General features: G+C 67.7%; 23 protein-coding genes. 16 read left to right on the plus strand and 7 right to left on the minus strand.

Going from position 1 to position 24,528, the window contains the following annotated elements; genetic code table 11:
• Positions 1-44: 44 nt before the first annotated feature.
• The 3 genes from IQ782_RS08755 to IQ782_RS08765 are packed head-to-tail and all read left to right on the plus strand — an operon-like array spanning position 45 to position 3,712.
• Entirely contained in the window at positions 45-1,796 is a 1,752-nt protein-coding gene (locus IQ782_RS08755) for a glycosyltransferase family 2 protein (protein WP_194134244.1), read from the plus strand.
• A complete protein-coding gene (locus IQ782_RS08760) occupies positions 1,793-2,758 on the plus strand; it encodes a glycosyltransferase family 2 protein (RefSeq protein WP_194134245.1) in 966 nt (321 codons plus the stop codon). The genes IQ782_RS08755 and IQ782_RS08760 overlap by 4 nt, the downstream gene beginning before the upstream one ends.
• A 51-nt stretch (positions 2,759-2,809) precedes the next feature.
• Positions 2,810-3,712 (plus strand): AEC family transporter, encoded by a 903-nt coding sequence (locus IQ782_RS08765; RefSeq protein WP_194134246.1) that lies wholly within the window; start codon positions 2,810-2,812, stop codon positions 3,710-3,712.
• 3 nt (positions 3,713-3,715) lie between these two features.
• Here the strand turns inward: IQ782_RS08765 and IQ782_RS08770 are convergent, their stop codons facing one another.
• Positions 3,716-4,831, minus strand: coding sequence for an ABC transporter ATP-binding protein (locus tag IQ782_RS08770; RefSeq protein WP_194134247.1), 1,116 nt, complete (start codon positions 4,829-4,831; stop codon positions 3,716-3,718).
• Positions 4,832-5,232: 401 nt separating this feature from the next.
• On the opposite strand from IQ782_RS08770, the gene IQ782_RS08775 reads away from it, so the two are divergent.
• The 6 genes from IQ782_RS08775 to IQ782_RS08800 are packed head-to-tail and all read left to right on the plus strand — an operon-like array spanning position 5,233 to position 11,348.
• Entirely contained in the window at positions 5,233-8,088 is a 2,856-nt protein-coding gene (locus IQ782_RS08775; protein ID WP_194134248.1) for a monovalent cation/H+ antiporter subunit A, read from the plus strand.
• 3 nt (positions 8,089-8,091) lie between these two features.
• Positions 8,092-8,487 (plus strand): Na+/H+ antiporter subunit C, encoded by a 396-nt coding sequence (locus tag IQ782_RS08780; protein ID WP_194134249.1) that lies wholly within the window; start codon positions 8,092-8,094, stop codon positions 8,485-8,487.
• The gene (locus tag IQ782_RS08785) at positions 8,484-10,184 is read left to right on the plus strand and encodes a monovalent cation/H+ antiporter subunit D (RefSeq protein ID WP_194134250.1); all 1,701 of its coding nucleotides are present in this window, start codon (positions 8,484-8,486) and stop codon (positions 10,182-10,184) included. The genes IQ782_RS08780 and IQ782_RS08785 overlap by 4 nt, the downstream gene beginning before the upstream one ends.
• Positions 10,184-10,687, plus strand: coding sequence for a Na+/H+ antiporter subunit E (locus tag IQ782_RS08790; protein ID WP_194134251.1), 504 nt, complete (start codon positions 10,184-10,186; stop codon positions 10,685-10,687). Before IQ782_RS08785 ends, IQ782_RS08790 begins: the two co-directional genes overlap by 1 nt.
• The gene (locus tag IQ782_RS08795) at positions 10,684-10,956 is read left to right on the plus strand and encodes a K+/H+ antiporter subunit F (RefSeq protein WP_240989187.1); all 273 of its coding nucleotides are present in this window, start codon (positions 10,684-10,686) and stop codon (positions 10,954-10,956) included. Before IQ782_RS08790 ends, IQ782_RS08795 begins: the two co-directional genes overlap by 4 nt.
• Complete coding sequence (locus IQ782_RS08800) at positions 10,953-11,348, plus strand: Na+/H+ antiporter subunit G (RefSeq protein WP_194134252.1); 396 nt, start codon at positions 10,953-10,955, stop codon at positions 11,346-11,348. Before IQ782_RS08795 ends, IQ782_RS08800 begins: the two co-directional genes overlap by 4 nt.
• 18 nt (positions 11,349-11,366) lie before the next feature.
• On the opposite strand, the gene IQ782_RS08805 is transcribed toward IQ782_RS08800, so the two are convergent.
• A complete protein-coding gene (locus tag IQ782_RS08805; protein WP_194134253.1) occupies positions 11,367-11,915 on the minus strand; it encodes an RSP_2648 family PIN domain-containing protein in 549 nt (182 codons plus the stop codon).
• A complete protein-coding gene (locus IQ782_RS08810; protein WP_194134254.1) occupies positions 11,912-13,108 on the minus strand; it encodes an RSP_2647 family RNA methyltransferase in 1,197 nt (398 codons plus the stop codon). The genes IQ782_RS08805 and IQ782_RS08810 overlap by 4 nt, the downstream gene beginning before the upstream one ends.
• Before the next feature lie 129 nt (positions 13,109-13,237).
• Here IQ782_RS08810 and IQ782_RS08815 point away from each other — a divergent pair, with 129 nt between their 5' ends.
• The 5 genes from IQ782_RS08815 (at position 13,238) to IQ782_RS08835 (ending at position 18,249) form a co-directional block, all read left to right on the plus strand.
• On the plus strand, positions 13,238-13,927 hold the full coding sequence (locus tag IQ782_RS08815) for a glutathione S-transferase family protein (protein ID WP_194134255.1): 690 nt from the start codon (positions 13,238-13,240) through the stop codon (positions 13,925-13,927).
• A 219-nt stretch (positions 13,928-14,146) separates the two neighbouring features.
• Complete coding sequence (edd, locus tag IQ782_RS08820; RefSeq protein WP_194134256.1) at positions 14,147-15,952, plus strand: phosphogluconate dehydratase; 1,806 nt, start codon at positions 14,147-14,149, stop codon at positions 15,950-15,952.
• Positions 15,953-16,056: 104 nt separating this feature from the next.
• Positions 16,057-16,698, plus strand: a complete 642-nt coding sequence (locus IQ782_RS08825; protein ID WP_194134257.1) for a bifunctional 4-hydroxy-2-oxoglutarate aldolase/2-dehydro-3-deoxy-phosphogluconate aldolase — start codon at positions 16,057-16,059, stop codon at positions 16,696-16,698.
• A gap of 175 nt (positions 16,699-16,873) precedes the next feature.
• Entirely contained in the window at positions 16,874-17,335 is a 462-nt protein-coding gene (locus IQ782_RS08830) for a hypothetical protein (protein WP_194134258.1), read from the plus strand.
• Positions 17,332-18,249 carry an ankyrin repeat domain-containing protein gene (locus tag IQ782_RS08835; RefSeq protein ID WP_194134259.1) on the plus strand — a complete coding sequence of 306 codons (918 nt, stop codon included), beginning with the start codon at positions 17,332-17,334 and terminating at the stop codon, positions 18,247-18,249. The genes IQ782_RS08830 and IQ782_RS08835 overlap by 4 nt, the downstream gene beginning before the upstream one ends.
• Here the strand turns inward: IQ782_RS08835 and IQ782_RS08840 are convergent.
• Both IQ782_RS08840 and IQ782_RS08845 read right to left on the minus strand, forming a co-directional pair.
• A complete protein-coding gene (locus tag IQ782_RS08840) occupies positions 18,243-18,815 on the minus strand; it encodes a c-type cytochrome (protein ID WP_194134260.1) in 573 nt (190 codons plus the stop codon). The genes IQ782_RS08835 and IQ782_RS08840 overlap by 7 nt on opposite strands.
• A 68-nt stretch (positions 18,816-18,883) precedes the next feature.
• Positions 18,884-20,584 (minus strand): pyrroloquinoline quinone-dependent dehydrogenase, encoded by a 1,701-nt coding sequence (locus IQ782_RS08845; RefSeq protein ID WP_194134261.1) that lies wholly within the window; start codon positions 20,582-20,584, stop codon positions 18,884-18,886.
• Positions 20,585-20,736: 152 nt separating this feature from the next.
• Between IQ782_RS08845 and IQ782_RS08850 the strand changes: the two genes are divergently transcribed.
• Positions 20,737-21,711: a PQQ-dependent catabolism-associated beta-propeller protein gene (locus IQ782_RS08850; RefSeq protein WP_240989188.1), complete on the plus strand. Its 975-nt coding sequence runs from the start codon at positions 20,737-20,739 to the stop codon at positions 21,709-21,711.
• Positions 21,701-22,858, plus strand: a complete 1,158-nt coding sequence (locus IQ782_RS08855) for a type 1 periplasmic-binding domain-containing protein (protein ID WP_194134263.1) — start codon at positions 21,701-21,703, stop codon at positions 22,856-22,858. The genes IQ782_RS08850 and IQ782_RS08855 overlap by 11 nt, the downstream gene beginning before the upstream one ends.
• A gap of 21 nt (positions 22,859-22,879) precedes the next feature.
• Here the strand turns inward: IQ782_RS08855 and IQ782_RS08860 are convergent, their stop codons facing one another.
• Both IQ782_RS08860 and IQ782_RS08865 read right to left on the minus strand, forming a co-directional pair.
• Entirely contained in the window at positions 22,880-23,680 is an 801-nt protein-coding gene (locus tag IQ782_RS08860; protein ID WP_194134264.1) for an ABC transporter permease, read from the minus strand.
• On the minus strand, positions 23,677-24,420 hold the full coding sequence (locus IQ782_RS08865; RefSeq protein ID WP_194134265.1) for an ABC transporter ATP-binding protein: 744 nt from the start codon (positions 24,418-24,420) through the stop codon (positions 23,677-23,679). Before IQ782_RS08865 ends, IQ782_RS08860 begins: the two co-directional genes overlap by 4 nt.
• Between the last annotated feature and the right edge of the window lie 108 nt (positions 24,421-24,528).

Genomic DNA, 24,528 nt, shown 5'->3' on the forward strand with positions numbered 1-24,528 from the left:
TCGGGAGATTGCGTGCAACGCGACAACGCGCCAGTCTCCCGCCCATGAGTGCAGAGAAGAACACCCCCTATCCCGGCGGAATCGCGGCCATTCTCACCCAAATGGAAGGCCGCCGAGAGGCTCTCGAGCTTGCGCCGGGCGAAGCCCTGCCGCCCTATGACACACCGCTCGTGGATTTGGCCGCGCAGTTGGTCCCGGATCCCGATGCCGATCCCGCCGAGGCGCCGCCCTTCCGCTCGGCCCATCACCGCAAACGCCATGCCCTGCGCCGCGAGTTGACCGGTCGGTCGGAGCTGGTCTTTCTCAACGCGCTGCTCATTGCCCACCTGCGCAAGCGCGGCTACCCGGCCCACGCGCCGGCGCTGTTCCAGCGGCTCTGGACCGAAGAAGGCACAGCCCTACTGGCGCAGCTCGATCCGCGCTGGCTGGTGTCCTCCGTCACCACCTTCGGCGATCATGGGCTCAGCCTCGTGCAGCGTTCGGTGGGCCTCGCACTCAGCACGCTCTTCGGCACGATGAAGCTCTACGAATCCGAACGGCTCTACTCGGGATGCGCCGCCGACCGGCCCTTCGCGCTCGGCCAGCGCGACCGCGGGCCGCTGCCGCTGGAGATGGACGGCTATTCGCTCTCGGGCGGCGGGCTCGACGTCAACATGATCGGACGGCTCTGGCTCGAGGCCGAGGGGGACCCGGTGATCCGCCCGCTGGCCCACCGCCTGCTGGAGCTGCTGATTGCCGACGAGCGCACGGTGTTCCAGCGGCTGATGACCATGCGCAAGCGGCAGGCGCGACAGGGCACGGCGAGAGCCAAGGGCGATGCGGCCGGCAATGTCGCCCCCGTCCCTGCGCGCCACCGCGGACTGACCGCGCAGACCCTGCGTTGGGGGATCACCGCCACCATCCGCGCGCCGCTTCCCGAGATTGCCCGCTTTGCCGCGCATCACGTCGAGCTTGGGGCCGAGGTGGTTCAGATCCATCTCGACGCGCCCGATCCCGAGACCGAGGCCTTCCTGTCGCATCATCCCGCGCTCCGCGTCACGCAATGCGACGACGGCTACTGGCAGGCGCAGGGCCGCGCCCGTCCCGAGGCACATCAGGTCCGTCAGGCGTTCAACGCCACCCAAAGCCTGCGCGACGGGCTGGGCGTGGACTGGCTGGGGCATATCGACGTCGACGAGTTCCTGCTGCCGCAGCGCCCGATGGCCGACCTTCTGGCCGAGGTGCCGCCGGGCGCCGCCTTCGCACGCGTCGCACCCGCCGAGGCGCTGGCGCCCGACAGCGGCCTGCCGCAGGCCTTCAAGACCACCCACAAGCATGCCGGACAGCCGAAATCGGTGATCCAGGAACTCTACCCCACCTTCGGGGCGCATCTCTACGGCGGCTTTCTCAGCCACACCTCGGGCAAGGTCTTTGCCCGCACCGGCATCGACGGCACGCGGCTCGGTCTGCACACTCTGAAATACCGCGGCGAGGTTGCCAGCAACCGGCACCGGCTGGGCGAGGTCTGGCTGGCGCACCTCCATGCCCGTTCGTGGCAGCAATTCCGCGCGGATCTGGCGTTTCGCCGCAGCCTTGGCTCCTACCGCAAGAATTCGGAGCGGCCGGAGATGGGCCAGGCCGAGCTGATCTCCTTCCTGATGGAAGAAGAGGGGGATGCAGGGCTGCGGGCGCTGTTCGACGAGGTCTGCGCCGACACGCCGGCGCGGCGCGCCGGGCTCGCGGCGCATGGGATGCTGATCGAACACCCGTTCGATCCGGACGCCGCCGTCACCCGCGTCTTCGGGGCATTGCCGTGATCCGCTGGGGCACCGTCACCACCACCAACGCGCCGCTGACGCGCATCCTCGACTTTGCCGCCTGGCACTTGGAGCAAGGGGCGCACCGTCTCTACATTTACCTCGACGCGCCGGATCCCGAGGCCGAGGCGGTGCTGAATGCCCATCCGAAAATCCGGGTCTTTTGCACCGATGCCGCCTGGTGGGCCAAGCGCGGCAAGCGGCCCGACAAGCATCAGGCGCGGCAGGCGCGCAACGCCCGCCACGCCAACTCCCGCAAGCCCGAAACCGACTGGCTTGCCCATATCGACATCGACGAGTTCCTGCTGCCGTGCCGGCCCTTGGCAGAGCAGCTGGCCGAATTGCCGACGGAGTGCCTCTGCGCCCGCGTCCGCCCGGTCGAGGCGCTGGCCCCCTTGCCCGGAACCGAGGCCGAGGAGATGCTGTTCAAGGCCTTCCATCTTGAGCAGCAGGCGCGCCAGCGCGCTGCCGAGGCCTGCTTTCCGACCTGGGGGCGGCATCTTTCAGGCGGATTTCTCAGCCATGTGGCGGGCAAGCTCTTCTTCCGGACCGGCACCGAAGGGCTCGACATCCGCATCCACAACGTGACGCTCGGCGCGCAGATGAACCCCGGCGAGAGGGCGCTGGCCGACACCGAGCTCGGCCACTTCCACACCGGGGACTGGGCGCATTTCCTCGCGGCCTACCGCTTCCGGCTGGCCAAGGGCTCCTACCGCGCCGAGTTGAAGCCGCAGGTGCGCGGCGAGGACGCGGTCAGCCTGCACGACCTGTTCTGCCTGATCGAGGAGGCGGGCGGTGAAGCGGCGCTGCGCGCCTTCTTCGACGAGGTTTGCACCGCCACCTCCGAGCTTATCGGGCGGCTGTCGCAGCAGGGGCTGCTGCGCCGCCGGCACATGCCACTGCCGGCGCTGCGGGCGCGGCATTTCCCGCCGGACACGGCAGGGCCGGCCAGCCGCGCTTGACCTTCCCGGCGCGCCCTGCTCAACAGATGGTATACCATAGCCGGACAGCCCATGTTCACCGTCCTCACCCATGACATCCTGCCAGTCTTTGCGCTGCTGGCGCTCGGCTTCCTTCTGGGACGGCGCGGGGTCTTTGCCCGGCAGGACGCGGCCTCGGCCAATCGCATCGCGCTGATGGTACTGCAACCGGGGCTGATCTTTCCGCTGATCGCCACCGTGTCCTTCGCCGATTTCGAGCTGCGCGCCCTGCTCACCTATGGCGCATGCGAGGCGCTGGCCTTCACCCTTTCCTTCCAGCTCGCGCGCCGGGTCTTCCACTGCGACAGGCTCGAGGCCTGGCTGCTCGCGATGGCGGTGGTCTTCGTCAATTCGCTGCTCTACATCCGGCCGATTTCGCTGCTGATCTACGGCGAGGCGGGAGCCTTGCCGGTGACCGCAGTCGTGGCCTGGGATACGGCCATCGCCTTTGCCTTCTTCATCATCAGCGCCGACCTCATCGCGCGGCCCTCGGCCGGCCCGCTGCCGGCGCTGAAGCGGCTGTCGGTGAACCCGACGCTGCTCTCGATCGGATTGGGCGTGGTGGTGAACCTCGCGGGCCTGCCGCTGCCCGAGCCGGTGCTCACCGCCTGCGCCTTCGCCGGGGCCGGCACTGCGCCGCTGGTGCTGTTTGCGCTCGGCGTGCTGCTCTCGGGCCAGAGCCTGCGTCCCTCTGCCGTAGTTGCGACCTATTCGGCTTTGAAATTGCTGGGCTTTCCGCTTCTGGTCATGCTGGCGGTCTGGCTCGCGGGGGCCAGCCCTCACTGGCAGGCACAGTTCACCCTGCTCGCGGCGGGGCCCTCGGGCGCCATGGCCTTCGCGCTGGCACTGCTGCACGGCATCCGCACCGACCGCATTGCGGCGGTGACGATCTGGACCAGCGCGCTGTCGCTGCTTTCGCTCGCGGCGCTGGCCTGAGCCTCAGTCCCTTGCCGGGAAGACGAAACAGCGGTCGCGGCGCACGGTCAGCCAGAGCGGCGTGCCCGGCTTGGGCAGGAAGACGTTGGGCACCGTCGCCTTGATCATCCCGCCGTCGAAATCCATGCGGAATTCCACGAGGCTCTCCGACCCCATGAACCGCGCCCGCTCGACCACGCCGCGCGCCGGAGTGCCGGCCATCTGCGTCGGGTTGGGGCCGCGGCCACCGCGGTCGAAGTCGATGCCGACGTGCTGCGGCCGGAAAACGATATCCACCGCCTCGCCATCGGGCACGCCGGGCGCGAGGAAGGGACCAAAGGGCGTATCCGCCAGAGCTCCCTGAACTTTACCGCGCAGCGAGTTGATATCGCTAAAGAAAGCCACGGCCGCCTTGTCCGCCGGGGCGTTGTAGATGTTGTAGGGCGCGCCGCGCTGGACGATCTTGCCGCCGCGCATCAGGGCGATCTCGTCGGCCATCCGCATGGCTTCCTCGGGCTCGTGGGTGACCAGCAGGACCGAGGTCCCCTCTTCCTTCAGCACCGCGAGCGTTTCGTCGCGGATGCCGTCGCGCAGGCGGTTGTCGAGCCCGGAGAAGGGCTCGTCCATCAGCATGATGCGCGGACGCGGCGCAAGCGCACGCGCCAGCGCCACGCGCTGCTGCTCGCCGCCCGACAGCTGATGCGGGTATTCGTCGATGAAATGCCCCAGCCCCACCCGGTCGAGCAGTTCCGTCGCCCGCGCCTTCTTGGCGCTGCCCGCCCCCTTGAGACCGAAGGCAACGTTCTCTCCCACCGACAGGTGCGGAAAAAGCGCGAAATCCTGGAACATCAGGCCGATGGCGCGGCGCTCGGGCGGGATGCGGAAGACCGTGTCGCAGACCAGCGTGCCATCGACGTGGATCGAACCGCTGTCCTGCATGTCGACCCCGGCGATCATCCGCAGCGTCGTGGACTTGCCGCAGCCCGAGGGGCCGAGCAGGCAGGTCACATTGCCCGGCTCGATGGTGAGCGACACGTCATCGACCACCGCACGGCCCTCGAAACGCCGCACGAGATTCCGGACCTCCAGTCGGGGTTGCACCACTGCTGCCTGCCTCGCGTTGTTCCTGATGAAATGCATCGGGGATTGAGCTTCCACGTCCGAGTACCAGCCCCCGCACCGGCAGACAAGGCGCGGCACTGCCCCGGCGTGTGAGCACGGCCCGCCCCCGAGGCGCCTGAAACAGAATTACCGCCAGATGACCACCGGAGTCGGGCGCCGAAACACCGCGGCAAATGAGCACAGCGGTTAATCTACTTAGGGTTGATTGAAGGTTGCATGAAACCACCAATAGGTTCTCACGCCCATAGTAACCGCAAGTAACAATCGCAATACTTCGGTGGATTTTTTCGACCTGACATTACCGTTAGAATTCGGCTAACTTTCCTGAAATTAACGTCAGATCGACCGATTTCGGGTTGTGATACAGCGTGAAATCGGCTGCCTTCTCTCGACGCCGCCAACGACGATCAGGGAGTTTCATGTCACTATTCATCATCGCGCTCCTTCCCTTCCTCGGAGCCCTGCTACCGGGCTTGCTGATTCAGGCGGGTCGGCGTGCCTGTGGCATGACGACCCTTTTCGTCACGCTTGCGGCGCTTGTCGGCCTGATCACCCACCTGCCCGCGGTCTGGGCCGGAGAGACGGTCACCGCGTCAGTCGAGTGGCTTCCGGCGCTCGGACTGAACGTGACGCTGTTTCTCGACGGGCTGGGCATGATGTTCGCGATGCTGATCCTCGGGATCGGCGCGCTGGTGATCATCTACGCCCGCTACTACCTGACGCGCGATGACAACATGGGCGAGTTCTATACCTACCTGCTGCTCTTCCAGGGCGCGATGGTGGGCATCGTCCTGTCGAACAACATCCTGCTTCTGCTGATCTTCTGGGAGCTGACCTCGCTCTCGTCCTTCCTGCTGATCGGTTTCTGGAAACACCTGCCCGAGGGCCGCCAGGGCGCGCGCATGGCGCTGACGGTGACCGGCATGGGCGGGCTGGCGCTGATCGGGGGCATGCTGCTGCTGGGGTCGGCGGCGGGCACCTACGAGATCACCGAGATCCTCGCGCGGCGCGACGTGATCCAGGCCTCGCCCTACTATGTGCCGGCGCTGCTGCTGATCCTGCTCGGCTGCTTCACCAAGTCGGCGCAGTTCCCCTTCCACTTCTGGCTGCCGCACGCCATGGCCGCGCCGACGCCGGTCTCGTCCTACCTGCACTCGGCGACCATGGTGAAGGCGGGCATCTTCCTCATGGCGCGGCTCTGGCCCGCCCTCTCGGGCACCGAGGAATGGGTCTGGATCGTCACTTCGGCGGGCCTCGTGACCATGGTCCTCGGCGCGGTGATCGGCCTGTTCAAGCACGACCTCAAGGCGCTGCTGGCCTTCTCGACGGTCTCGCACCTTGGCCTCATCACCATGCTGCTCGGCACCGGCACCGCTTACGGCGCGATGGCGGCGATCTTCCACATCCTCAACCACGCGGCCTTCAAGTGCTCGCTCTTCATGACGGCCGGCATCGTCGACCACGAGGCCCACACACGCGACATCCGCCGTCTCGGCGGGCTGCGGCACCTGATGCCGATCACCGCGACCATCGCCATCGTCGGCGCGCTGGCCATGGCGGGCATCCCGCTGTTCAACGGCTTCCTGTCCAAGGAGATGTTCCTCGAGGAAGCGTCGCACACGGTGCTCTTCGGCGCGGACTGGCTGGTGCCCGCATTGGCGACGCTCGGCGCGATCTTCTCGGCCGCCTACAGCTTCCGCTTCATCGCGCATGCCTTCCTTGGCAAGACGCGCGACGACTACCCGCACAAGCCGCATGACCCGAACTTCGGCATGTGGGGGCCGCCCGCCTTCCTCGGTCTGATCGTGGTCGCCGTGGGCTGCCTGCCCGTGCTGGCCGAGCCGGTCGTGAAGCTGGTCACCGCCTCGGTTCTCGGCGGGGTTGCCGAGGTGCCGGAGGTTCATTTCGCGCTCTGGCACGGTGTCACCCCGGCGCTGATCATGTCGATCATCGCGACCATCGGCGGCCTTGTCCTGCTGGCGCTTTTCGCGCCGCTGCTCAAGGGATGGGACGCCGCGCCGCGCCCCGAGGCCAAGCAGCTCTTCGACGCGCTCATCAACGCCTGCGCCCGCGGTGCCGAAGGCGTGACCCAGGGCATGCACAACGGCAGCTTCTCGCGCTACGCCTCGGTCTTCACCGTGACCGTGCTGCTGGTGGCGGCCCATGCCTGGTTCACCGGCACGCTGGGGCCGGTCACCCGCGACATGCTGCCGATCCAGCCGCTGCCGCTGGCGGGCTGGATCCTGATTGTCAGCGCCACCGGGCTGATCGTCTTCCTGCACCGCAACCGGCTGGCGGCGCTCATCCTGATGGGGGTCATCGGCACCATGGTGTCGATCGCCTTCAACTACCTCTCGGCCCCCGACCTCGCGCTCACGCAGATCTCGGTCGAAGTGGTGACGATCATCCTGCTGCTGCTGGCCCTGAACTTCCTGCCGAACACCACGCCGATCGAGTCCCCCGTCTCGCGCCGGGTGCGCGACGCGGTGCTGGCGGTCGTCGCGGGCCTCGGCACCGCCGGGCTGACCTATGCCATCCTGCGCCGCGACTTCTCGATGGGCACGATCTCGGACTACATGCTCGAGAACTCCTATGACGGCGGCGGCGGCACCAACGTGGTGAACGTGATCCTGGTGGACTTCCGGGGTTACGACACCTTCGGCGAGATCATCGTGCTCGGCATCGCCGCGCTGGTGATCTACGCGGTGACCGAGGCGCTGCTGACCGGGCCGGTTCGGGCCCGGCTGCTCAACCGCATCCCCGACCAGGAACAGGCCGGTGACGCCCACCCGCTGATGATGGTGGTGGTCACCCGGCTGATCCTGCCGGTGGTGCTGATGGTCGGCGCCTACATCTTCCTGCGCGGCCACAACGAACCGGGCGGCGGCTTCGTCGCGGGCCTCGTGGTGTCGATCGCGGTGGTCATGCAGTACATGGCCTCGGGCTTCGCCTGGGCCAACGAGCGCCAGCGCTACCCCTATCACGGGGTGATCGGCGCGGGCGTGCTGATTGCCGGGCTGACCGGCATCGGGGCCTGGCTCTTCGGGCGGCCGTTCCTCACCTCGACCTTCGGCTACGTGAAACTTCCGGGCCTCGAGAAGTTCGAGCTCGCCTCGGCCATGGCCTTCGACCTCGGCGTCTTCCTTGCCGTGGTGGGGGCGGTGCTGCTGTCGCTCGAGAGCTTCTCGCGCATGGCCCGCCGTTCCGGCACCGAGACCAGCGAACATGCGATGGACATCGACCCCTCGCGCGAAACCGAGACCGGGGGGGCCTGATCCATGGAGTTTCTCATTGCGACCACCATCGGCGTGCTGACCGCGGCCGGGATCTACATGGTGCTGCGGCTGCGGACCTTCCCGGTGATCATCGGCACCTCGCTGCTGACCTACGCCGTGAACCTCTTCCTCTTCGCCTCTGGCCGGCTGGTGATCAATCAGCCCCCTATCCTGCGCGACGACGTGACGAGCTACACCGACCCGCTGCCGCAGGCGCTGGTGCTGACGGCGATCGTGATCTCCTTCGGCATGACCGCCGTGGTGGTGATGATCGCGCTCGCGTCCTATCTGAGCGCCAATGACGACCACGTGGACGAGGCCGGGAAGCTGGCCGAAGAGCGCCACGCCGGAGAAGACCCTGACAGGCAACAGGGCGACGAGAAGGAGTCCCGCGCATGATGCACTGGATCATCGCCCCTGTGCTGCTGCCGGCCATGATGGCCGCGATCATCGTGCTGGCCGCGCGCTTTCACGAAACCCTGCAGCGGATATTCTCGGTCGCCTCGCTGGTGGCGGTCCTTGCCATCTCGATCGGTCTCTACATGCAGGCCAGCGACGGCACCGTGACGCTCTACCAGCTCGGCGACTGGCAGGCCCCGTTCGGCATCGTGCTCGTGGCAGACCGGCTGGCCACCACGATGGTGCTGCTGACCGCGGTGCTGGCGCTGCCGGTGCTCATCTACGCCATCGGCTCGGGCTGGGACCGGCGCGGGCAGCATTTCCACGCGCTCTTCCAATTCCAGGTCATGGGGATCATGGGGGCCTTCCTCACCGGCGACGCCTTCAACCTCTTCGTCTTCTTCGAAGTGCTGCTGATCGCCTCCTACGGCCTGATGGTCCATTCGGGCGGCGCCACGCGCACCCGCGCGGGCGTGCAGTACATGCTCTACAACCTCCTGGGCTCGACGCTCTTCCTCTTCGCGCTCGGCACGCTCTACGCCCAGGCAGGCACGCTCAACATGGCCGACCTCGCGCAGCGCGTGGCGGCGGCGGACATCGAGAACTCCGCCGGGCTGCGGGTCGCTGCGGTGCTGCTGCTGCTGGTCTTCGCGATCAAGGCGGCGCTGCTGCCGCTGCATTTCTGGCTGCCGTCGAGCTACGCCGAGGCCCCGGCCCCGGTGGCCGCGCTCTTTGCCATCATGACCAAGGTCGGTGCCTATGGCATCATCCGCGTCTACACGCTGATCTTCCCGCCCTCGTCGCCGCTCATGCAGGGCGCGCACGAGGAATGGCTGCTGCCGCTGGCGCTGATCACCCTCGCCATCGGAATGATCGGCGTGCTCGGCAGCCGCGAGATCGGGCGGCTGGTGGCCTTTTCCGTGGTCGGCTCGATGGGCATGCTGCTGGCGTCGGTGGCGCAGTTCACGCCCGCAGGCATCGCCTCGGCGCTCTACTACGCGCTGCATTCGACCCTCACGACGGCGGCGCTCTTCCTGATTGTCGACGTGATCCGCGAGCGCCGCGGCAGCGTTGCGGGCACGGTCGAGGAGACGCTGCCCATGGCCGGCGGCGCTCTTGTCGCGGGGCTTTTCTTCATCGCCTGCATCGCCATGGCGGGCCTGCCGCCGCTTTCGGGCTTCATCGGCAAGCTGCTGATCCTCGAAGCCTCGCAGCAGAGCGCGATGATGGGCTGGGTCTGGGCGGTGGTGCTCGGCTCGTCGCTGGTGGCCGTGGTCGGCTTCTCCCGCGCCGGATCGACGATCTTCTGGAAGCCCCACCAGCTGGCAGTGGAAAACTGCGGCTCGGCGGAGGACCCGGAGGACGAACAGGGCGCGCGCGAACTGCACGATCCCACGGGGGGCAACCAGCCGCTGCCGATGCTGGCAATCGGGCTGCTCGTGGCACTGCTGATCGCGCTGACCGTTTTTGCCGGGCCGGTGATGCGCCAGCTAGACGCCACCGCCGCGCAGCTCTTCGCTCCGCAGCCGTATGTGTCCACCGTGCTCGAGACGCCGGGCAAGGAGATCGTCAAGCATGGGGATGATCACGGCGACGATCATGGCAAGGTCGAAGCCGACGACGGCGATCTGCCCGCCGACGAGGCGCATGACGCCGGCACCGAGGCGATCACCGACGACGCATTGGGAGGACACTGATGGCCACGCGTTTCATCCAAAGGCTGCTGCCGCACCCGCTGCTGTCGGTGGCGCTGGTGGCCGTCTGGCAGCTTCTGGCCAACGAGCCTTCGGTCAACAGCCTCGTTTTCGGGATCATCCTCGGCGTGCTGCTGCCCTTCGCAACCGCCGCCTACTGGCCGAACCGCCCCCAGGTGACGCGGCCGTGGCGGCTGATCCCCTACGGGCTGATCGTGGCCTGGGACATCATCACCGCGAACATCACCGTGGCGATGATCGTGCTCTTCAAGCCCAACCGCGACATCCGCTCGGGCTGGGTGAACATCCCGCTCGACATCCGCACCCCCGAGGCGATCACCGCGCTGGCGGGCACCATCACGCTGACACCTGGCACGGTTTCCGTCGACCTGTCTGACCATGGCCACGCGCTGCTGGTGCATGCGCTGCACGCCGAGGACCCCGAGGAGGTCGCCCGCAAGATCAAGCACCGCTACGAACGCCGCCTGAAGGAGATCTTCGAATGATCGTCACCTATGCGCTCATCTTCGCCTTCGCCGCGGTCAGCCTGTCGCTGCTGCTGACCATGATCCGGCTGGTCAAGGGGCCGGGCCCCGGCGACCGAATCCTCGCGCTCGACACGCTGTCGATCAACGCCGTGGCGCTGATCATCCTCGTCGGCATCGCCGGGGCCACGCAGATCTACTTCGAGGCGGCGATGATCATCGCCATGCTCGGCTTCGTGTCGACCGTGGCCGTGGCCCGCTTCGTGCTGAGGGGAGACATCATCGAATGAGCCACAACATCCTCGACATCGCCATCGCCGCCGCGCTGGTCATCGGCGGGCTCTTCACGCTGGTGGGCTCGATCGGGCTGCTGAAACTGCAGGCCCCCATGGCCCGGCTGCACGCGCCGACGAAGGCGTCGACGCTGGGGGTCGGGTCGATCCTGCTCGCCTCGGTGCTCTTCGCCTTTGCCAAGGGTGCGCCGTCTTACCACGAGCTGCTGATCATCGCCTTCCTGTTCATGACGGCGCCGGTCTCGGCCTATTTCATCGGCAAGGTGCACATCCACCTCGGCCAGAACCGCAAGCCGCTGCCCAAGCCCGCGCGCGACAACATCTGGGCCACAAAGGCCAAGCGCGAGGAAGACACGCCAAGCGTGCCCGAGATGAAAGCCGACGCCTGAGTGTCGCGGATGCGGCGGTCAGCCCGCCGCCTCGAGCGCCTTGCCGAGCCGCGGCAGGCGCGCCTTCTTGAGCAGGCCGCGCATCGTCCAGTCCTCGCCCGAGAGCCGCCGTGCCTCAGAGAGCACCGCCTCGCAGGCATCCTTGACCTTGCCCGGATTGGCCTCGCAGAGCCCGCGCAGGAAGCCGTCTGCATCGACGCGCGAGAGTCCTTCCTCGGCGAGGATATTGCGCGGGAAGTCCTTGGCGTTCTCGGTCACGATGAGGTCGGCACTGCCCGAGATCGCCGCGGCCAGCACGTGCAGGTCGGCGGGATCTGGCAGCCAGAGCCGGTCTTCCATGGCCGGCTGGTAGCGCACCTCGGCACCCGGCCAGGCGGCGCGGACCTGCGCGATCTCACCGCGCGCCTGCACCTCGCCCATAGGTCCCAGCTTGCGTGCGGCCAGCGCCCATTCCTCGAGGATGCGCGCCGACCAGAGCGGCTGGTAGAGCCCCTGCGCTGCCACGCCAAGGAGCACCTCGCGCATCACCGTCGGGTAGATGACGCAGGTGTCCAGCAGCACCTTCACAGGCGGAACACCAGCGCCTTCAGATAGCCCGATTCCGCAAGCTGCGGCAGCAGCGGATGGTCCGGCCCGGCAAAGCCGGTGTGCAGCAGCTGTGCCCGGCGCCCGGCCCGGCCGATGCCGCGCAGGCAGGCACCGGTGAAGCTCGACAGATCCGCCGCGTGGGAACAGGAGCAGAGCACGAGGTAGCCGCCCTCTTCCACGAGCGGAGCCGACAGCCGCGCGACCTTCTCGTAAGCGCGCAGACCCGCTTCCAGCGCCGGTTTGGCCGGGGCAAAGGCGGGCGGGTCGCAGACCACGAGGCCGAAGCGCTCGCCTTCGGTCCCCAGCGCCTCGAGCGTGTCGAAGGCGTCGCCCTGACGGGTGGCGAAGCGGTCCGCCGCCCCCATGCGTTTCGCGCCCTCCTCGGCCAGCGCCAGCGCCGAGGCAGAGCCGTCCACCGACAGCGCGCTTGTCGCACCACCGGCCAGCGCCGCCAGAGCAAAACCGCCGACGTGGCTGAAGACGTCGAGCATCTTCTGCCCGCTCGCCAGCCGCGCCGCGAAACCGTGGTTCGGACGCTGGTCGTAGAAGAGCCCGGTCTTCTGACCGCCGGTGACGTCGGCCATGTAGGTCGCGCCGTTCATCTCGACCGGCAGCGGTGCCTCGGGCGCCTGGCCCAGCAGCACGGCATCCTGATCGTCGAGCCCCTCGAGCTGGCGGCCGCGGCCGCCGGCGTTCTTGAGGATGGTCTTCACGCCCGAGACCTCGGCCAGCGCCTCGGTCAGCTCGGGCAGCAGCAGTTCGGCCCAGGCGGCGTTGGGCTGGATCACCGCGGTGTCGCCGAAACGGTCGATGATCACGCCGGGCAGCCCGTCGGCCTCGGCATGCACGAGCCGGTAGTAGGGTGCCGGGAAGAGCCGCTCGCGCAGTTCCAGCGCACGGGTCAGCTTGGCCGCGAGCCACGCCTTGTCGATCGAGGCTTCGGGGTCGCGGTCGAGCATCCGGCAGATGATCTTCGAGTTCGGCGTCACGCCCACCAGCCCGAGCAGCTTGCGGTCGTTGTCCTCGAGCCGCGCGACGGTGCCGGCGGCGAGATTCCGGGTGCGGCGGTCAACCACCAGCTCGTTGGCATAGACCCAAGGATAGCCCCGGCGCAGGGCCTGCGGCTTCGACTTGGGAAGGAGACGGACGGTGGGGATATCGGGCTGTGTCATCCCGCCCCTTTAGCGCCGCGCGGGGACCTTGGGAAGCGCCTTTGCAACCTGCCGCCGCGCGATCCGCGGCCCCTTGCCAGAAAGCGGCTTCGGCCGCACTATCCCACCTGCCCGGCCCCCGGAGGAGCCATGACCCTCACGCTCTACTCGCATCCGCTCGCCTCCTACTGCCACAAGGTGCTGATCGCCCTCTACGAGGCGGGCACCGAGTTCGAGGCGGTCACCGTCGATCTTGCCGATCCAGCCGACCACGCCCGGCTGCTCGAGCTCTGGCCGGTCGGCAAGCTCCCGGTGCTGCGTGATGCGGAACGGGATGTCACCCTGGCCGAGGCGACGATCATCATCGACTACCTCGACCGGTTCCATCCCGGCGCCGCGCCGATGCTCCCCGATGATCCCGACGCCACTCTTCAGGCGCGGCTCTGGGATCGGGTCTTCGATCTCTACGTTCAGGGGCCGATGCAGAAGATCGTCTTCGACAGCTTCCGCCCCGACGCCCAGAAGGACCGGATGGGAGTGGCGGCCGCCCGTGCCGAACTGCGGCAGAGCTACAGGCTGATCGACCGCCACATGGCAAGCCGGACCTGGGCCGCAGGCGAGGCGTTTGGTCTTGCCGATTGCGCCGCCGCCCCCGCGCTCTTCTTCGCGGGCATTCTCGAGCCCTTCGGTGCCGAGGCCGCGAACCTGAGCGCCTATTTCGAGCGGCTGCTCGCGCGTCCCTCGTTCCGCCAGGTGCTGGTCGAGGCACGGCCCTGGTTCGACAGCTTCCCCTTCCGTCACCGGATGGATCCGCGCTTCCTGACGATGACGTCGGATTGAGCCCTTGCACCGGGCGATGCTCACGCGCCCGCTTGAACCCGGCGGAACCCTGCGGCGCTGCACCGCCGGCATCGGCGCCGCCGCGTGCCGCATTCACGCGCAATCCCCCCGCCCGTGGCCTCGAACGCAGCTTCGCATCTTTACTGATAGCGCTAACCGGGTTACATCCAGCCCAAGGACGCCAGACCGGCCCCGCCGGACAGCGAAAGGAGCCCCGCCATGTCGCTCAACGCCACCATCGCCAAGGTCACCGCCGAGATCGAGGCCCGCTCGGACAAGCTCCGCGGCACCTATCTCGACCGCATGCGCCGCGCCGCCGAGGAAGGTCCGCGCCGTGCGCATTTGACCTGCGGCAACCAGGCCCACGCCTATGCCGCCATGGGCACCGACCAGGCCGCGCTGGCCGAGGGACGCGCCCCGAACCTCGGCATTGTCACCGCCTACAATGACATGCTCTCGGCGCATCAGCCCTACGAGCGCTACCCCGACCTCCTGCGCGCCGCGGCGCGGTCGGTCGGCGGCACCGCGCAGGTGGCGGGCGGCGTGCCGGCCATGTGCGACGGGGTCACCCAGGGCCAGGTCGGCATGGAACTCTCGCTCTTCTCGCGCGACGTGATCGCGCTTGCCGCTGGGGTTTCGCTCTCGCACAACACCTATGACGCCGCCGTCTACCTCGGCGTCTGCGACAAGATCGTGCCGGGCCTCGTCATCGCCGCCGCCACCTTCGGCTACATCCCCGGCCTCTTCCTGCCCGCCGGGCCGATGACCAGCGGCCTGCCGAACGACGAGAAGGCCAAGGTCCGTCAGCAATATGCCACCGGCGAGGTCGGCCGCGACAAGCTGATGGAAGCCGAGATGAAAAGCTACCACGGCCCCGGCACCTGCACCTTCTACGGCACCGCCAACTCCAACCAGATGCTGATGGAGTTCATGGGCCTGCACCTGCCCGGCAGTTCCTTCATCAACCCCAACACCCCGCTGCGCGACGCGCTGACCGAGGCCGGGGCGAAGCGCGCGCTGGCGATCACCGCGCTCGGCAACGAGTACCGCCCGGTCTGCGACGTGCTCGACGCCAAGGCCTTCGTGAACGGCATCGTCGGGCTGATGGCCACGGGCGGCTCGACCAACCTCGTGCTGCACCTGCCCGCGATGGCGCGCGCCGCGGGCGTGGCGCTCGAGCTGTCGGATTTCGACGCGATCTCGGAAGTCGTTCCGCTGATGGCCAAGGTCTACCCGAACGGGCTCGCCGACGTGAACCACTTCCACGCCGCGGGCGGGCTGCAATACATGATCGGCGAGCTGCTCGATGCCGGGCTGATGCACGAGGACGTCAAGACCGTGGCGGGCGACGGGATGCGCCTCTACACGCAGGAGCCGAAGCTGAAGGACGGCACCATCGTCTACGAGGACGCCCCGCGCGAAAGCCAGAACGACAAGATCCTCCGCCCCGCCACCGACCCCTTCCAGAAGAGCGGCGGCCTCAAGCAGATGATCGGCAACCTCGGCCACGGCATCATGAAGATCTCGGCGGTGAAGCCCGAGCATCATGTCGTCGAGGCGCCGGTGCGCGTGTTCCACGACCAGGCGCAGGTCAAGGACGCCTTCAAGGCCGGCGAGTTCACCTCCGACACCATCGTCGTGGTGCGCTTCCAGGGGCCGAAGTCGAACGGCATGCCCGAGCTGCACAGCCTGACGCCGACGCTGGCGGTGCTGCAGGACCGCGGGCTCAAGGTGGCGCTGGTCACCGACGGACGCATGTCGGGTGCGAGCGGCAAGGTGCCCTCGGCGATCCACGTCTGCCCCGAGGCCGCCGACGGCGGCCCGCTCGCCAAGCTGCGCGACGGTGACATCGTGCGGCTCGACGCGGGCGCCGGCACGCTGCAATGCCTGACCGAGGGCTTTGCCGACCGCGAGAGCGCCACGGCGGACCTTTCGGGCAACGGCCACGGCGTCGGGCGCGAGCTTTTCGAGGCGTTCCGCCAGAACGTCGGGCTTGCCTCCAACGGTGCGGCCGTGGTGGTCTGACCGCCGCTCCTTCCGAAAGTGCCCCTTGCGCTTTCACCGTTCTAAAAATACGCATTTTCCCGACCCGCTACGGTCGGTCCAGCAACCAGACAAAGGCCCCGCCCATGACCCCCCAGGACGCCAGCCGCGCCAACGAAGCCCTCTGCCTGCTCGCCCCGGTGATCCCGGTGCTGGTGATCGATGATGTCGCCCATGCCCGCCCGCTGGCCGAGGCGCTGGTTGCCGGCGGCTTGCCGGTGCTGGAAGTGACGCTGCGCACGCCTGTGGCGCTCGACGCGATCCGCGAGATGGCGAAGGTCGAGGGCGGTGTCGTTGGCGCAGGCACGCTGCTCACCCCCGCGGACGTGACCGCGGCGGTCGAGGCCGGCGCGAAGTTCGGCGTCTCGCCTGGCGCCACGGACACGCTGCTCGACGCCTGCGAGGCGGCGGACTTGCCGCTGCTGGCCGGCGCCGCCACCGCCTCCGAGGCGATGGCGCTGCTCGAGCGCGGCTACACGGTGCAGAAGTTCTTCCCCGCCGAGGCCAATGGCGGCGCGCCCGCGCTCAAGGCCATCGGCGCACCGATCCCGCAGGTGAAGTTCTGCCCCACCGGCGGCGTCAGCATGAAGAATGTGAACGACTACCTGTCGCTGAAGAATGTGCTCTGCTGCGGCGGCTCCTGGGTCGCCCCCAAGGAGCTGCTGCAGGCGGGCGACTGGGACGGCATCGTGGCGCTGGCCCGCGAGGCGGCGGCGCTGCCGCGCTGAACGGACCTTGGGCGAGGCGCGCAGGTCCCCTTGCCCTCGCCCACCCCAGCCAGGCCGAGCCATCTTCCGAACCGGTCGCGGTCCCGCCGCGACCGGGCGTCATCCCAGTAGATCGAACGCCGACAATGCATTAGCATCCGGTTAAACCCTGTCATGGGTTGGATTGGAGGGGCGCTTGGACGGTCGGCATTCCAGCACTCAGAACACGGCACCAGCCTGGCGCTTTGCTGCGGCCGCGCTGGTTCTGACACTTCTGCCGGGGGCGGCGTCCGAGGCCTGGGCCGAAGGCAATCCGACCCGCCGCGCGATCAGGCTCGATCCGCTGGAGATGGCGGCCGACTCCGGCTTTTCGGTCACCCGCTACGAGATCGAGACAGGGGTCTACTACAAGTGGACCATCACCAGCGACGGGCTCGAGGAATACAAGCTCGTCGCACCCGAGCTTTTCGGGGAAAGCTGGATCGACCAGGTGGTGATCGCGGATCTCGAGGTCAAGCCCGCCGGGCTGCGCGCGGTGGAGTTCGACGCCGAGGGCAGCATGGACATCTGGTTCATCGTGCTCCGGCCAGGCGAGTACAACTACGGGGTCGAAGGGCTGCAAACCCAGGGGTTCAGCGGGGTCTTCGCGGTCAGGTGACACGGTTCGTTGCGATCTTCATCCCGATGCTCTGGCTGGGTACCGCGGTGCTGGCGCAGCCGGTCAGCCCGGCCTGCCAGACGCTGACCAGCCGCATCGCCCAGTCGCCGAAACTGCTCGAGGGCCGACTGCTTGACGAGGCCCTTTTCGAGGCGGCCGACGTGGACTGTCCCGAGCTTGCCCGGACCATTCTTGACCAGGGCGCGTCGGTGCAGGCGCGCAACCGATTCGGCAGCACCCCGCTGATCACCGCCGCCGGACGCGGCGCGCGCGAGATCGCCGCCATGCTGCTGGAACGGGGTGCCGAGATCGGCCACGCCAATCTCGGCGGGACGACGCCGCTGATGAGCGCGGTCGAGGGCGGGCGGCGGCGCATGGTCGCCGATCTGCTCGCCGCGGGGGCCGCGGTGAATGTCGCGAACCGCGAAGGCGTCACGCCGGTGATGTCGGCCGCCTTCCAGGGCGATGCGCGGATGCTCGAAACCCTGCTGGAGGCAGGCGGAGATCTCTCGGCCGAGGACAGGCACGGCAAGGGGGCGCTGGTCTATGCCGCCGGGCGGGCCTATCCGGCGATCGTCACCCGGCTGCTTGCTGCCGGGGCCGATGCGGACCGGGTCTGGGGGCACGATCTGACGGCCCTGATGTGGGTGGCGGGTCACGGCAACGACGCGCCCGAAGCCGACAGCCTCGCGGTGGCGCAGCTGTTGATCGCGGCGGGCGCCGCTGTGGACCGGCAAGACGACCGCGGCAAGACCGCCCTGATGATCGCAGCCGAGCGCGGGCACCGTCAGATGGTCGATTTCCTGCTTCAGGCCGGGGCCGACGCCACGCTCAGGGACAAGACGGGAAACGCCGCCAGGGACCTGGCGGCGTCCGATGAGATCAGAAAGGCGCTCGACCTGGCCGGTCAGTGAATGACCACCGTCGAGAGGTATCGCGCCAGCGCGTGGATTTCGTCGTCGGAGACATCCGCCATGAGATTGGACATGTCGGGCGCATTCTTCCGCGTCTTGCTCTTGAAGTCGAGCATCGTGGTCGCAAGGTAGTCGACCTGCTGCCCGGCGAGGCGGGGGATGCGGCTGTCGCCCTGCCATTTGCCGTGACAGGCGCTGCATTCCGCGGCGGTCATCGCCTTTTCCGCCAGTTGCCGGTCACCCTCCTGCGAGGACCCCGGCACATCCGGCCAAGGCTTGTCGGCGAAATACTGGGCGATCTCTTTCGCCTGGTCGCGGTCGTATTCGGCGGCAATCGGGGTCATCGTCTCGTTCTCGCGCCGGCCGGCCCCGAAGTCGCGCAGCTGCGTGAAGATGTAGAAATACTGCTGCCCGGCGATGATCGGATAGTCCGTCGCGACGGGCACGCCATCCTCGCCGTGGCAGCCGGTGCAGAGGGCGACCTCGTCCTCGAGGACGAAGTTGTCTTTCGCCAGCGCCGGGACTGCGGCAAGGCAGCCGGCGAGGACGAGAAGGGGCAATTTCATGGGCTCGTCTCCGTTTGACAAGAAAGGCGGGCCCGCAGGCCCGCCATCGGTGCAGATCGCCTGCTCGCTCAGTCAGACAGCGCGAAGGCAATGATGTTGTTGCCCCGCTTGTAGTTGAGCTGCGCGTTGCCGCCGGCTGCCACGACGATGTACTGTCGGCCCTCGACCGTGTAGCTCGACGGCGGCGCGTTGACCCCCGCCCCGGCCTGGAAGCGCCAGAGTTCGCCGCCGTTCGAGCTGTCATAGGCCTTGAACAGACCGTTGCCCTCGCCGGTGAAGACCAGCCCGCCCGCCGTCGCGAGAATGCCGCCGATCATCGGCTCGGCCGTCCGGACCTGCCAGGCGATGGCCCCGGTGTTGTAGTCCACCGCGGTGACATTGCCCCATTGCTCTTCCTCGGGGATCACCTTGAACGCCCCGCCGAGCCAGATCTTGCCCTCGGGATAGGGGGTGGATTCCACGTGGTAGGTCATCGGCTGATGCAGATTGATCGCATAGGCCATGTGCAGGTTCGGATCGGTGGCCATCGGCGACCATTCGACACCGCCATTCGCGCCGGGCAGCATCCGCGCGCCTTCGGCGGTCGGCAGCACCCACATGTTCTCCTGCGGCACCATTGCCTCGGAGAAGCGGATGAGCGAGCAGTCGTCGGCCTTGTGCACATAGACATGCCCGGTCTTGCCGCCGTGCAGGATGCCCTTCACATCATTGCCCTCGGCATCCTTCACCGTGGTGATGATCGGTGGCGAAACCGCGTCGAGGTCCCAGACGTCATGGGCGATGTACTGGAAATGGCAGATATATTCGCCGGTATCGAGGTTCACCGAGACGAGGCTGTCGGTATAGAGGTTGTCACCCGGCCGCAGCGAGCCGTCGAGGTCGGGCGAGGGGTTGCCGACGACGAAATAGATGCGGCGGCTCTCGAGATCGACCGCCGGGTTCTGCCAGACACCGCCGCCGAGGGTCTCGTAGGGATCCCCCATGCTCGCCAGAGCGGCCTTTTCGGCCTCGATGTCGCGCAGCATGTCGCGGCCGGTGGCGTCATGCGTGGCCCACACGCCGACCGAATCCTCGGGAACCGTGTTGAAGGTCCATTTCAGCTCGCCCGACGCGGCATCGAAGGCCTTCACGAAGCCGCGGATGCCGTATTCGCCGCCGTTCGTGCCGATCAGCACCATGTCATCCACGACAGTCGGAGCCATGGTTTCGGAATAGCCCAGCTCGGGATCCGCGATCTCGGTTTCCCAGAGCTGCTTGCCGGTCTTGGCATCGAGTGCCACGAGCTTGGCATCCAGCGTGCCCATGAACACCCGGTCGCCCGACACCGCGACGCCGCGGTTGTTGGGGCCGCAGCAATAGGTGGTCACCGGCCCCATCGCGTGGGTGTAGTGCCAGATCTCCTGCCCCGTCCGAGCGTCGAGCGCGTAGACATGGTTGAACGCGGTGGTCACATACATGATGCCGTTGACCACGATCGGGCTCGTCTCCATCGAGTCCACGATCTCGGTCTGGAAGATCCACGCTGGACGCAGGTTCTTCACGTTGCCGGTGTTGATCTGACTGGCCGGATAGTAGCGCGTCTGCTGATAATTGCCGTTGGCATGAAGGAAGTTATTCCCATCGCCCGAGGCACGATTCAACATGGACTGGGTGACGTTTTGCAGGTCGCCGTAGAGCGTTCCATGCGAGACCTCGTCCTGGGCCCACAAACTTCCGGCATGACTACATAGAACTATTGCCGCCGCAGCGGCCAAGGCCTTGGTCTTCATCTAAGTTCCTCCCTAGATCCTATCAGAAGATTTTATGCTCGCCTCAATTCGCAGTTCTGTCTGGTTTTCTCCGCGACATTTTGTCCTATTTTTAGCTAGCTTATTCGAGTTTCGCACTATTGCATAGCAACATCTGCATGGGAGTTGTCGCTTTGATTCGGAGTGATGCCGCGCTTGTTGCCTGCCTCTTGCTGGCCCCCGTGGCGACCCTGGCCGAGGGGTCGGGCATGGCCATCGTGACCAATGAGAAGAGCAGCACGCTGTCGATCATCTCGCCTGATCTTCAGGTTGTCCGCACGGTCGAGACCTGCGCCCGCCCGCGTGGAATCCTCTTCAACGCCGACAGGTCGCGGTTCTTCGTGGGCTGCGCCGATGACGACATGATCGCCATCTACGACACCGCGACCATCGAGCTTGTCGGCCGGGTCACCGGCGTGCCCGCGCCCGAGACATTCGATCTGCACCCCGACGGCAAGCGGCTGATCGTGTCGAACGAGGAAGACGCCGCCGCCTCGGTCTACGACGTGACGACGGGCGAATTCCTCGGCGAGTTCCTGACCGGCGAAGAGCCCGAAGGCGTGCAGGTGACCGCGGACGGGAAGCTCGCCTTCGTCGCGTCCGAGGCCGCCAACCTCGTCCACGTCCTTGACCTCGACGCGGGCGAGGTGGTCGCCGACATCCTCGTGGACACCCGGCCCCGACGCTTCGCGCTGACACCCGACGGCAAGGAACTGTGGGTCTCGGCGGAGCTTGCGGGGATGGTCGACATCATCGATGTCGCCACGCTGAAGCTCGTCGGCGACATGCAGTTCCTGCCCACCGGGTTCCGCCCGGAGCAGGTGACGCCGGTCGACCTGCAGATCAGCGCAGACGGGACTCGGGCCTATGTCGCGCTGGGGCGGGCCAATCACGTGGCGGTGGTGGATGTGCCCAAACGCCAGGTGATCGACTACATCCTGGTCGGCAAGCGCGCCTGGGGGGTCGCGCTTTCGGCCGACGAGACGCGGCTCTACGTGGCCAATGGCCTGTCGGACGATGTCACTGTCATCGACACCGCCACGCTGAAGCCGATCACCTCGATTGCGGTCGGCGGCGTGCCCTACGACATCCTGATCGATGATCGCTAGGCTTGTCCTGCTCCTGCTCTGTCTCGCCGCGCACGCCCGCGCCGAGGAGGTGGCGCGGCTGGTCTATCTCGGCCTCGAGAATGATCCCTACTACGCGCCCGCCGAGGTCTACACGGGCGTGTCACTCAAGGACCGGCAGCGCCCGCTTGCAGGTGCGCAGCTGGCCTTCCGCGACACGCGGGTGCTTAGCCGGGCGCTTGGCGTCAGCTTCCAGCTCGACGAGATTCTCGCCGCCGAGGGCGCGGCACTGAGCGCTCTCGACGCCGCCCGCACGCCGCACCCGCTTGCGATCCTGCTCGACCTGCCCGCGGCCGAGATGCAGGCAGTGCTCGCGTCCCGGCGCGACGACGAGGTCTTCATCAACGTCCGGGACCCCGCGAACCACTGGCGCGAGGACGATTGCGCGGCGGGCCTTCTGCACACGGTGCCCTCGGATGCGATGCTCTCGGATGCGCTGGCGCAGTTCCTGCGGGCCCGCGACTGGGGGCGGGTCCTGCTGCTGCGCGGGCCGACGGAGCGCGATGCGCAGCAGGCCGAGGCGGCGCGGGCCTCGCTCACCAAGTTCGGGCTCGAGCTCGTCGAGGAGCGGGAGTTCGAACAGACCAACGATCCCCGCCGCCGCGACCGCAGCAATATCGCGCTGCTGACCGGGAGCGCCCGTTACGACGTGGTCTGGCTGATCGACGACGGCGGCGATTTCGGTCGCTACGTCCCTTTCTCGACCTATTCGCCCCGCCCGGTTGTCGGCTCAGAGGGGTTGACCCCGCTGGCCTGGCATTGGGCGTTCGAGCGGTATGGCGCCCCGCAACTCAACCAGCGGTTCCGTCGCGGTGCCGGGCGGAACATGACCCCATCCGACTGGTCCGGATGGGCCGCCATACGGGCGGTGGTCGATGCGGTCTCCGCCAGCCGCAGCGTCGATCCTGCGGCGGTGGATGCCGCCTTGGTTTCCGAAGCGCTTTCGGTTGATCTCTACAAGGGGGTGCGCGGCAACTTCCGCGATTGGGACGGGCAGATGCGCCAGCCGATCCTGCTCGCCAGCCACAATGCCGTCATCGCGGTCGCCCCGATCGAGGGGTTCGAGCATCGGGTCGATACCCTCGATACGCTGGGGGTCGATCGTGCCGAGACCCGGTGCCGACGCTGATCCGGCAAGACGCCTCGTGGCCTAGCGACGCCTGGACAGGCCCCGGCTCGGCTGGCGCATCGGCGTGTAGCCGAGCAGCGCCAGCGCCACGAAGACCGCCAGCGCAGCGATCGTCCATCCAAGCGCGGCAAGGTTGGCCTGCCCGTAGAGCGCGAAGCGGATCGCCTCGACCGCGTGGGTGAAGGGGTTCAGCGTACAGAGGCGGTAGAGCAGCTGCGAACTCTCCTGCATCTTCCAAAGCGGATAGAGCGCCGAGGACAGGAAGAAGGCGGGGAAGATGACGAAATTCATCACGCCCGCGAAGTTCTCCAGTTGGCGAATGCCCGACGAGAGCGCCAGCCCCAGCGCCCCCAGCATGAGCCCGGTCAGCAGCAGCACGGGCAGCGCGGACAGGTACCCCCAGAGCGGCAGGTCGATCCCGAAGAGCGCCGCGACGCCAAGAAAGGCATAGACCTGGAGGATCGACACCACCGCCCCCGCCAGCAGCTTTGAAAACAGCAGCCACCAGCGCGGCAGCGGGCTGGTCAGCAAGAGCCGCATCGAGCCCATCTCGCGGTCGTAGACGAGGCTGAGCGAGGATTGCATGCCGTTGAAGAGCTGGATCATCCCGCACAGGCCCGGCACGATGTACACCTCGTAGGGGATGTAGGTCGCGTAGGGCGGGATGATCGACAGCCCCAGCGCCGAGCGGAACCCGGCGGCGAAGACCAGCAGCCAGATCAGCGGACGCACCAGCGCGGACAGGAACCGCCCGCGCTGCGCGACGAACCGCAGAAGTTCGCGCGCCACGATGGCGACGAGGGCGACAAGATAGGCCCTCATGCCGAGCGCGCCGTCATGTCGAGAAACACCGCCTCGAGCGGGCGATCCCCGGCCACCTCTGCCGCGACGCCCCGCGCCAGCACGCGCCCCTGATGCAGGATGACGAGGTCGTCGCCCGGCGCCACCTCATCCACCAGATGCGTCGCCCAGAAGACGGTGATCCCTTCGGTCTCGCACAGCGCATGCACATGGCGGGTGATCTCCGCCCGGCTCTCGGGATCGAGCCCCACCGTCGGCTCGTCGAGCAACAGCAGCTGCGGGCCATGCATGAGCGCCCGCGCGATCTCGGTGCGGCGGCGATGCCCGCCGTTCAGCTCGCGCGCCTTGACGCCCGCGCGGTCGCGCAGGCCGAGCCGGTCGAGCGCCGCGTCGATCCGCCGGGCCGCGTCCCGCCCGTAGAGCCCTCGCAGAGCGGCGTAGTAGGACAGGTTGCTGCGCACCGAGAGGTCGAGATCCAACGTGGACTGCTGGAACACGATGCCCATGCGGGAAAGCGCCGCCCGCGGCGCCCCGGCAAGGTCGAGCCCGTCGATCCCGATGCGCCCGGCGCGCGGCATCGCAAGCCGGGTCAGCAGCGCGAAAAGGCTGGTCTTGCCGGCGCCGTTCGGCCCCAGAAGCGCGCAGAACCGGCGCTTCTCGACCGAGAAGGTGACATCCCTGAGCACCAGCTCCGCGCCATAGCCGAAAGAAAGATGCTCGACCGCCAGGCCCGGTGGCGCGCTTGCGGTCGGCTCGGTCATTGGCACGCTCATCACACCCCGGACAGGTTACAGGCCGTTCGCGCAAATCATGCCCCTATTGCATCGGCTTGCCAATGGCCGGCTTGCCGGGGGTCGGTCGGAGCGCCG

It is taken from the genome of Salipiger mangrovisoli, assembly GCF_015223355.1.
GTDB lineage: Bacteria > Pseudomonadota > Alphaproteobacteria > Rhodobacterales > Rhodobacteraceae > Salipiger > Salipiger mangrovisoli.